The following is a 7,277-nucleotide window of genomic DNA, read 5'->3' on the forward strand; positions in this document are numbered from 1 at the left end:
AGCCATTTCATCCAGCCGCTCCATTTCATCGAATAGACGTGAATGAGGGTGAACAAGATCACGAGGCGTAGCCCCCAGCGCTGCAGGAACCACCAGCGGCTCGCGCCTATGAGATCGATGGCTTTCTTGAAAGAAATGATGAAGAGGAAAATGAGCAAGAACGTTCCGATCAGCCCGGCCGAAAACTGCAGGGAGTCAAAAGTCAGGTATGCTTGCGGGAATTTGAGCGGGAGAAAAAAATATGAAATAATCGCATGAAAGAGAACCAGGAATCCGCCGACGATGCCGATCTCTTTGCGATAGCCGAGCCAGGTGTCAAAGCGGTCGAAATAGCGGACGATCGGGCCGATAAGAAAGGTGAAAGCCAGGAGCACCGTGCCCGTGCCGACGATAGCTTTGTTGGGGACGTACAGCATATCGGCTGTCGGCGGCGCGTCGAAAAAGTAGCCCCGGCGGATGAAAAGATAGAATCCCATAAAGACGGTGAGCGCCGTCGCGATGAGGAGAGCGATCACATAGTCGCGCGTACTCGATGGTTTGTGCATTTCCATTTTTTTGAGATCAATTTTCTTTAGTATAGCATTTAACGTGTTGTTTGGTAACCGCCAGGAACTCCATTTTTAGACAGCACGATCTGCCAGAGTTGGCTGTCGCGAGCGCGGAATGATCCTGCCACGCACAGGAGATAATATTTCCACATCCGATAGAAACGGTCGCCATATTTATCCTTGAGCCGAGGCCAGGCGGCATCGAAATTGGCAAACCAGGCCATCAGTGTCTTGTCGTAATCCGCTCCGAAGTTATGCCAATCCTCCATTACGAAGAGGTCTCCGACGGCTTTGCCGATTTGGGCGATAGAAGGGAACATGCCGTTGGGGAAAATGTACTTATCGAACCAGGGATCACCGATAAGCGTGGTTTCATTTCCGCCGATAGTGTGGAGCAAGAAGAGCCCGCCATCCTTCAAATGGCGGCTGGCCACTTCCATATAGGTGCGGTAATTTTTGTAACCTACATGCTCGAACATACCGAGAGAAACGATGTGGTCGAATGTGCCGCTGATTTTCCTGTAATCTTCGAGAATGATTTCCACCGGCAGGCCGGTACAGAGGGTACGGGCCAGCGCGGCTTGTTCCTTGGAAATGGTTATGCCGGTGACCGAAACGCCGTATTTTTCGGCCGCATATTTGGCGAAACTGCCCCAACCGCAGCCGATATCGAGAATTTTCTGTCCTGGCTGGAGATTGAGTTTTCGGCAGACCAAATCGAGTTTTTGCTCCTGTGCCTCTTCGAGCCCTAGAGCCGGCGGATGGCCGCTAAAGTAGCCGCACGTATAGGTGAGGCGCTTATCGAGCATGGCTGCGTACAAGTCATTCCCGATATCGTAATGTTGCTCGCCTACTTCGAAAGCTCTTCTAAGTGATTGTCGATTGAAAAGAACGCTCATTATGCCGAGAATGATTTTTCTTGTCCGGCTGATTTTTTTATCCAAGCGCATCTGGAGTACCCTTGTGAAGAATTCATCCAAATGCTCTGCATCCCACCAACCGTCCATATAGGATTCACCCAGTCCGATCGAGCCTTGCGATAGGACTCTCTTATACAGGCGCTCGTCATGGACGACGATATCCCATGGTCGGTCGCCATTGATGCGTATGTCAGCTTGGGCCAAGATCTGCTGCGATTTTTCCTTGAGAGAGAAAGTCATTTTTTTGGATGGTTCAAGCGCCTAGCAGATATTTTAGCAAGGCCATGCGGATAAGCAAGCCATAACGCGCCTGCTTGAAATAGATGGCCTTCGGAGACTGGTCCACTTCTGGGAGGATCTCGTCCACGCGCGGCAGGGGGTGCATGATGATTGATCGGGCTTTCATCTGCTTTACCAGCTGCATATCTATCTGATAATAGCCCTTGAGCTTCTGGTATTCTTTCTCGCTTTTGAAACGCTCTTTCTGGATTCTGGTCTGATACAGAACATCTACTTTGGAAATGATGGAATTGAGATCGGCTGTTTCTGTGTAATCCACCCGGTATTTTTTTAGATATACTTTGATATCCTCGCCTACTTTCAGGGCTGGTGGCGAAACGAAGTATATCTTGATATTTTTATATTTTCCCAGGAGATACGAGAGCGAGCGGATTGTCCGGCCATGTAACAGATCACCCACGAAGGCGATCGAGATGCCATCGATTTTCCCCAGTTCTTTTTGGATAGTGTAGAGGTCGAGCAAGGCTTGAGTAGGATGTTGGCCGGCTCCATCGCCGGCGTTGATGACCGGGACTGCGGAAACGCGGGCGGCCCGGGCTGACGCGCCCTGCTCATAGTGGCGGAGCACGATCACGTCGACGTAATTATTGATGACGCGGATAGAATCTTCCAAGGATTCTCCTTTGGCGGCGGAAGAGAATTCTTTGGCGTTTTCTGTGGTGATGACGCTCCCGCCGAGGCGGAGCATGGCCGATTCGAAAGAGAACCGGGTGCGGGTGCTCGGTTCATAGAAAAGAGCGGCCATCACTTTGCCTGTGAGCGGCGTTCCGGTTTTTTTCTCCAACTTGTCCGCCATGGCGAAAAGCGAACTCAAGAGCTTCCGGTCAAATTGCTGCGACTCGACAATGTGTTTCATACGTGAGGGATTATTAAATTTTGTTCAAATCATGCCGGATTCCTCCGCTATTTATATTCCAAGACCCTATCGCGTTCATGAGTATATTTCTCCTACGATTAAGCGCGTTAAATTCATACTCTTCAAGCCTGCCTGCCGGATTCCAGCTCTTCAATGACGGGTATGGTTCATAAGATTGATTGAGGGCGAGTAACTCCTCTGTTGTCCTATCTGCAAATGGCTTTGCAAGAGCCCTTCTTGTGAGCGCTTGTTCAAGTGAACTATGTTCACTGGCTTCGAGTTCCTGCACATCCATGGTCCCAAGTATTTTTTCTGCTGTATCAAATAATCTGGATAATTCTTTAATAATTTCCTCTTTCGGTCTCCCTTCTTTTCTGCTCTCACGATTGAATTTGATGGAATCAATACTGATGATAACACCATCGGGTTTTGGTAATTCAAGATATTGACGCGCGAGCTCAGTAAATTCAACCTGGAGATGCGGCTTAGCGATGGCTGCAAATGAGGAATAGATCATTTCTAGGAGATCTTCCCTGGGTGTTTTTTCGTGTCGGGCCATGTCGATCAGCGCTTGCGTAGACCGGACGTTTGCTTGATCAAAAATGCGGGCAAAATATTTTTGCTTCTCTGCTTGTGGGGCATCATCCGGTGGTTTGGGTAGTTCAAGCTGCTTTTCTCCGTAAGGTGACGCGCCTTTGTGTGCTTGAGAGAGATTTGCATCAAAGGCGCTACTTGTATCAGACCAAGTCTGAGTTGCTTGTTTATAGCTCGAGAGGCTCGTTCCTCCTAACCATTGGTGATGACTCGGATCTCCTTTCCAGAATGATACGTAAACGGTGGCGCTGCCCGTACTGGTATCAGCTACGTATGCGTAGAGTGCCACTTTCCCGCTATCGTCCATGGTGGCGACCTCATAACTACGAGGATTCCGATGGTCTCCAGAAATTCTTTCGGACCCGATGATTTCCGGGTGAATCATAAATCTAGCAAGCTGTGTTTTTATCTCTTCCAGAGAAGGGAAGCGCGGTTCTTGTTCCGGTCTTGGCGGCGTTGGTATTTGTGGGATATCGTGATTCATAGAATGGGGTTAAGGAAAATAAGTGTTTGTTACCAAGGAAATTTCTCACCTTTTTTGAGTATATCAAAAAACCGCCTTCTCGGCGATTTTAGGCAAAAAAAGACCCCCGCCCGTGTATGATCAACAGACTGGAGGACGTTGGTAGTTTGAATATTTCTCTTATGTGGGTCTCACTTGAAGTCTGGTAGCAGCTTCTCGAGCTCAGGCTTCAATTGTTTTGCCGTGACAAATTGGATGCTTTGCATGCCTAGTTCTCGAGCTGCCAGAACATTTGGCAGAGAATCGTCGATGAATAGGCAGTGTTCAGGACGAGCACCGAGTCGCCCTATAACAAAATTAAACGAGCGATGGTCAGGCTTGGAAACCTTGTCGAGGTACGAATACGCAACAACATCAAACAACCTATGATGGTCGAATCTGTTGTTGCAATCCACGATCCATTCCTCGGCGTGTACAGACAATAACGCCAATGGATACCCAAGCTCTTTGAGTCGGAGGATGATTTCACGGGTTCCTTCAACTTCTGTAAAGTTTTTTCGAATATAGCATTTGAGTTCATCGCGGCTGCCCAACTGGGGATGGGCTCTGAGGATCTCGTCAATATACGCGTCTTCGCTGACTTCCCCATGAAAGAATTGCCAAACAATTGGCAGCATGAGCGGTGAACTTGGAAGGTGGTACTGTCGCGCAAGAGCCTTACCGCTCGCCGCAATGCCGGTCAGTAACACCTCGGCAAGATCAAAAATCACGTAGTTGATGTCTGGCATGGTTTACTCCTCGAAAAACGTTCGTAGTTATTAACAGAACAAAGTAAGTCCTGTTACGTTGGTAAATAACAAAGTAGTACGATAGCGTAATTTTAATAAAAGGTCAAGGCTTTGGGGAAAGAAGAGCTTTGATCTTTGCTATCATTTCTTGGTTGTCGTTATCATACTGGAACGCTGTCAAACCGGCTTTGTTGGCCGCTTCGACGTTTGTTAGTTGGTCATCCACATATACTATCTCATGCGGATCAAGGTGGAGCTTGTTGGCTATGAAGATATACGCCTGTGGGTCTTTTTTACTCAGGCCGAGGTCATTAGCGGCAAAGATATAGTCGAAAACCGGTTTCAAGCGCGCTCTGATTTCCGGGTGGTTCTGGATGATATCAGTCGTGAAAAGGTTCACGGGATATTTTGCTTTCAAAGATTTGTAAAAATCCAGCAATTCATCGTTCAATTCATAGTAATCAAGGATTTGGTATGTTCCTTTTAGCTCTGCCAGAAGTCTTTTGTGCAGTGCGTTCAATCCGCCGGTATATTTTCTGTCTTTCGGTCGCAAAAGAACGCGCGAGAAATCTGATAGTAGTGCAGTAGGCATAGGAGTTTCATTTATTCACTTATCGACGGCCGTCGATAAGCGATACTCTAGTGATAACTGAATCTGTTTATTCTACTTTGATATACAGTTGCCGGATCTCGTTTTCTGTAGCATGCGAGAGAAAATTTTTCTTCCAGTAATCATAGGGGGCGTAGCCGGTGGGGATATCGAGCGAGGCTCTGGTGTGAGGAGAGCGGTTCTTGCTTATTTTGATCAATTCATCCGAAATGGTTGCGGTGACCAATGGTGGGATGAGAAACGATGAGAGCGGTGAGAGGAGCGGGAGTTTGTCGAAGAGCGCATCGAAATATTTCCCATAGTATACCGGCGGGGCATTGATTTCTTTGTGATAGTCGGGGTCGATGATGCCTCTGGAAAATGCCTCATTCCCGCCGAAAATCTCGTGCAGGGCTTCGCCAGAACCCTCTATCTTATCGGCCAGCTTGATGATCTGGGACTCGAGGGTATTCACTTTTACCGCTTCAGTCAAGAGATCCCGGTATATGTAATTTCCGATATTTTCTGGGAATACTTTGCAGAGCTCATCAACCGCCCAATTTTCTTTCTGTTGGAGAGTGGAGAATTGCTCTTTCGTCATATGCCACTCGTTTCCGGACTGGTGGTCGCCTGCAATGATTTCATGATCATCGTGCACTCAAGCCATGAGGATGATCCTTTCTTCGTCAAGCGTAGAGCGCGTAGAGTCAGGAAGCATATCGAGGAGCGCTTGCGTTTGCCAGGCGACGCGCTTGGAATGTTGAGCCAGGTTGGTGCGATAAAACATCGTCTGGTATATCCGATAACGGACTACTTTTTCCAAGCGCTCTCTCCTTCTGGGAAAATCCTTGAAATATTCTTCGTATGACTTCATCATCATAGGCGGGGACTTGTTGTATAAGACTGGCAGCTCAATAACCCTTTGGAGCTTATTTTGTTGATGCTATCAATTCTTCGCGCAGCTTCATCCAAATCTTGCCGAGGTGATTGTAGCCATCTTTGTCCGGCCCCCAGCCCCAGAAGCTGTCTTTGGGAGAGTTCTCGATGATTTCCCGCGTGCCCGTCTGGAGCAATTTTTTCCGGATATAGGCATGTTGGGCGAGTTTGGCGCGCACGATTTCTTCCATCACAGCCAGTTTTATCTCTTTCCAGTCCGCCCGCTTTTTGTCTTGGTTGGCGCGAGCCAGTTTCATGGCATCATGGGCCGAACGGGCGTTTCTTATGCTTTCGCTTATTTTTTCGTCAGTAAAATGCGCTGCCTGATAGGCGTGCTCGGATGTCATCCAAAGCGTTCCTTTCCATTCTACATTGAAGGAAGAGAAGTTGGAAAACACGTAGAATTCTCTTTCGTAGAAAAGGATAGGATCTTTATCGTTCATAAAATTTTCTATTGCAGAGAAATCACTTGATAGCCGTATTTTTCCACGTCTTCTTGCGGAAAAAGATCGACGTCTTTGGTTTTGAGAATATAGGTGATTTTCTTTTCAATCTCCCTTCCTGTATACGATTTTGACGCAGGATTCCATTCTCGGAGAAGCAGGGTATCTCCGACCGAACACTCCCAATCCGCCAGGCGCAGGTCAAACGATTTCTCGCCTGAGACTATCTTATCAAAGTAATCCGGCCAAGCTTTTTTCTCGATTTTCATATTGTTGATGCTGAACTTGTGGGACGACGTGGGAGCTTTATTTAGAATTCCAAGAGGATAGGTAAATGGTCGGAATAAGGAGTATTTACTATCTGGGCGGATTTGATAAGTATATCAGGTGTTGCAAAACAGTAATCAAGCCGCCAATCCAATGTATTGGCCTCGAACCCTTTATAAGAGAATGGTTTGGTAGTCCATGTTTTTTCTTCCAACGCCGGCCCTACGTTTTTCAGATACTTCATTATCTCTTGGATCGTGTAAGAGTCCGGCAAGGAGTTCATATCACCTGACAGAAGAAAAGAGTTTTTCTTCTTTCTAAGAATATCAATTAACAAATCTGTCTCCGCTTCTTTTTCCGGAGTAGGAAGAAATCTATCAGTATAGGACATATGAACCGTTCCTATATCGAATTTTCGATCCGGTGCTTGAATGGTTGATTCAATATATACCCGACCTTCCTCGGAATAATCGGATAGCCCGCTTTCCGGTTGGCGCGGCTCTTGAATATATTCAAAGTTTGATTTCAAGATTGGATAGCGCGTAAATATGCCATTGCCGAAACTGCTTGTTC

10 protein-coding genes and 1 pseudogene are annotated in these 7,277 nt (G+C 47.2%); all 11 read right to left on the reverse strand.

Annotated elements, in window-relative coordinates; all coding sequences use genetic code 11:
- The coding region (locus A2048_10895; protein OGP10120.1) for a hypothetical protein at window positions 1-551 on the reverse strand (551 nt) is incomplete at its 3' end.
- 32 nt (window positions 552-583) lie between these two features.
- Entirely contained in the window at window positions 584-1,708 is a 1,125-nt protein-coding gene (locus A2048_10900; protein ID OGP10121.1) for a cyclopropane-fatty-acyl-phospholipid synthase, read from the reverse strand.
- A 13-nt stretch (window positions 1,709-1,721) separates the two neighbouring features.
- Window positions 1,722-2,624 (reverse strand): aspartate carbamoyltransferase, encoded by a 903-nt coding sequence (locus tag A2048_10905; GenBank protein ID OGP10122.1) that lies wholly within the window; start codon window positions 2,622-2,624, stop codon window positions 1,722-1,724.
- A 13-nt stretch (window positions 2,625-2,637) separates the two neighbouring features.
- Window positions 2,638-3,702, reverse strand: a complete 1,065-nt coding sequence (locus A2048_10910) for a hypothetical protein (GenBank protein ID OGP10123.1) — start codon at window positions 3,700-3,702, stop codon at window positions 2,638-2,640.
- A gap of 170 nt (window positions 3,703-3,872) precedes the next feature.
- Window positions 3,873-4,469, reverse strand: coding sequence for a hypothetical protein (locus A2048_10915; protein OGP10124.1), 597 nt, complete (start codon window positions 4,467-4,469; stop codon window positions 3,873-3,875).
- A gap of 103 nt (window positions 4,470-4,572) precedes the next feature.
- Window positions 4,573-5,061 (reverse strand): hypothetical protein, encoded by a 489-nt coding sequence (locus tag A2048_10920; GenBank protein ID OGP10125.1) that lies wholly within the window; start codon window positions 5,059-5,061, stop codon window positions 4,573-4,575.
- Window positions 5,062-5,128: 67 nt separating this feature from the next.
- Window positions 5,129-5,716, reverse strand: a complete 588-nt coding sequence (locus A2048_10925) for a hypothetical protein (GenBank protein OGP10126.1) — start codon at window positions 5,714-5,716, stop codon at window positions 5,129-5,131.
- Window positions 5,717-5,938, reverse strand: coding sequence for a hypothetical protein (locus tag A2048_10930; protein OGP10127.1), 222 nt, complete (start codon window positions 5,936-5,938; stop codon window positions 5,717-5,719).
- 49 nt (window positions 5,939-5,987) lie between these two features.
- A complete protein-coding gene (locus tag A2048_10935; GenBank protein OGP10128.1) occupies window positions 5,988-6,437 on the reverse strand; it encodes a hypothetical protein in 450 nt (149 codons plus the stop codon).
- 8 nt (window positions 6,438-6,445) lie between these two features.
- Window positions 6,446-6,706, reverse strand: a complete 261-nt coding sequence (locus A2048_10940; protein OGP10129.1) for a hypothetical protein — start codon at window positions 6,704-6,706, stop codon at window positions 6,446-6,448.
- Between the two features lie 41 nt (window positions 6,707-6,747).
- Window positions 6,748-7,277 (reverse strand): annotated as a pseudogene (locus A2048_10945) (hypothetical protein).

This window comes from Deltaproteobacteria bacterium GWA2_45_12 (assembly GCA_001797365.1).
Taxonomy (GTDB): Bacteria; UBA10199; UBA10199; order UBA10199; family UBA10199; genus UBA10199.

Bases quoted from the DNA above. Each gene is read 5' to 3' on its own strand.
- A2048_10915 (OGP10124.1), bottom strand. From the start codon at position 4,469: ATGCCAGACATCAACTACGTGATTTTTGATCTTGCCGAGGTGTTACTG.
- A2048_10930 (OGP10127.1), bottom strand. From the start codon at position 5,938: ATGATGATGAAGTCATACGAAGAATATTTCAAGGATTTTCCCAGAAGG.
- A2048_10940 (OGP10129.1), bottom strand. From the start codon at position 6,706: ATGAAAATCGAGAAAAAAGCTTGGCCGGATTACTTTGATAAGATAGTC.
- A2048_10910 (OGP10123.1), bottom strand. From the start codon at position 3,702: ATGAATCACGATATCCCACAAATACCAACGCCGCCAAGACCGGAACAA.
- A2048_10935 (OGP10128.1), bottom strand. From the start codon at position 6,437: ATGAACGATAAAGATCCTATCCTTTTCTACGAAAGAGAATTCTACGTG.
- A2048_10920 (OGP10125.1), bottom strand. From the start codon at position 5,061: ATGCCTACTGCACTACTATCAGATTTCTCGCGCGTTCTTTTGCGACCG.
- A2048_10905 (OGP10122.1), bottom strand. From the start codon at position 2,624: ATGAAACACATTGTCGAGTCGCAGCAATTTGACCGGAAGCTCTTGAGT.
- A2048_10900 (OGP10121.1), bottom strand. From the start codon at position 1,708: ATGACTTTCTCTCTCAAGGAAAAATCGCAGCAGATCTTGGCCCAAGCT.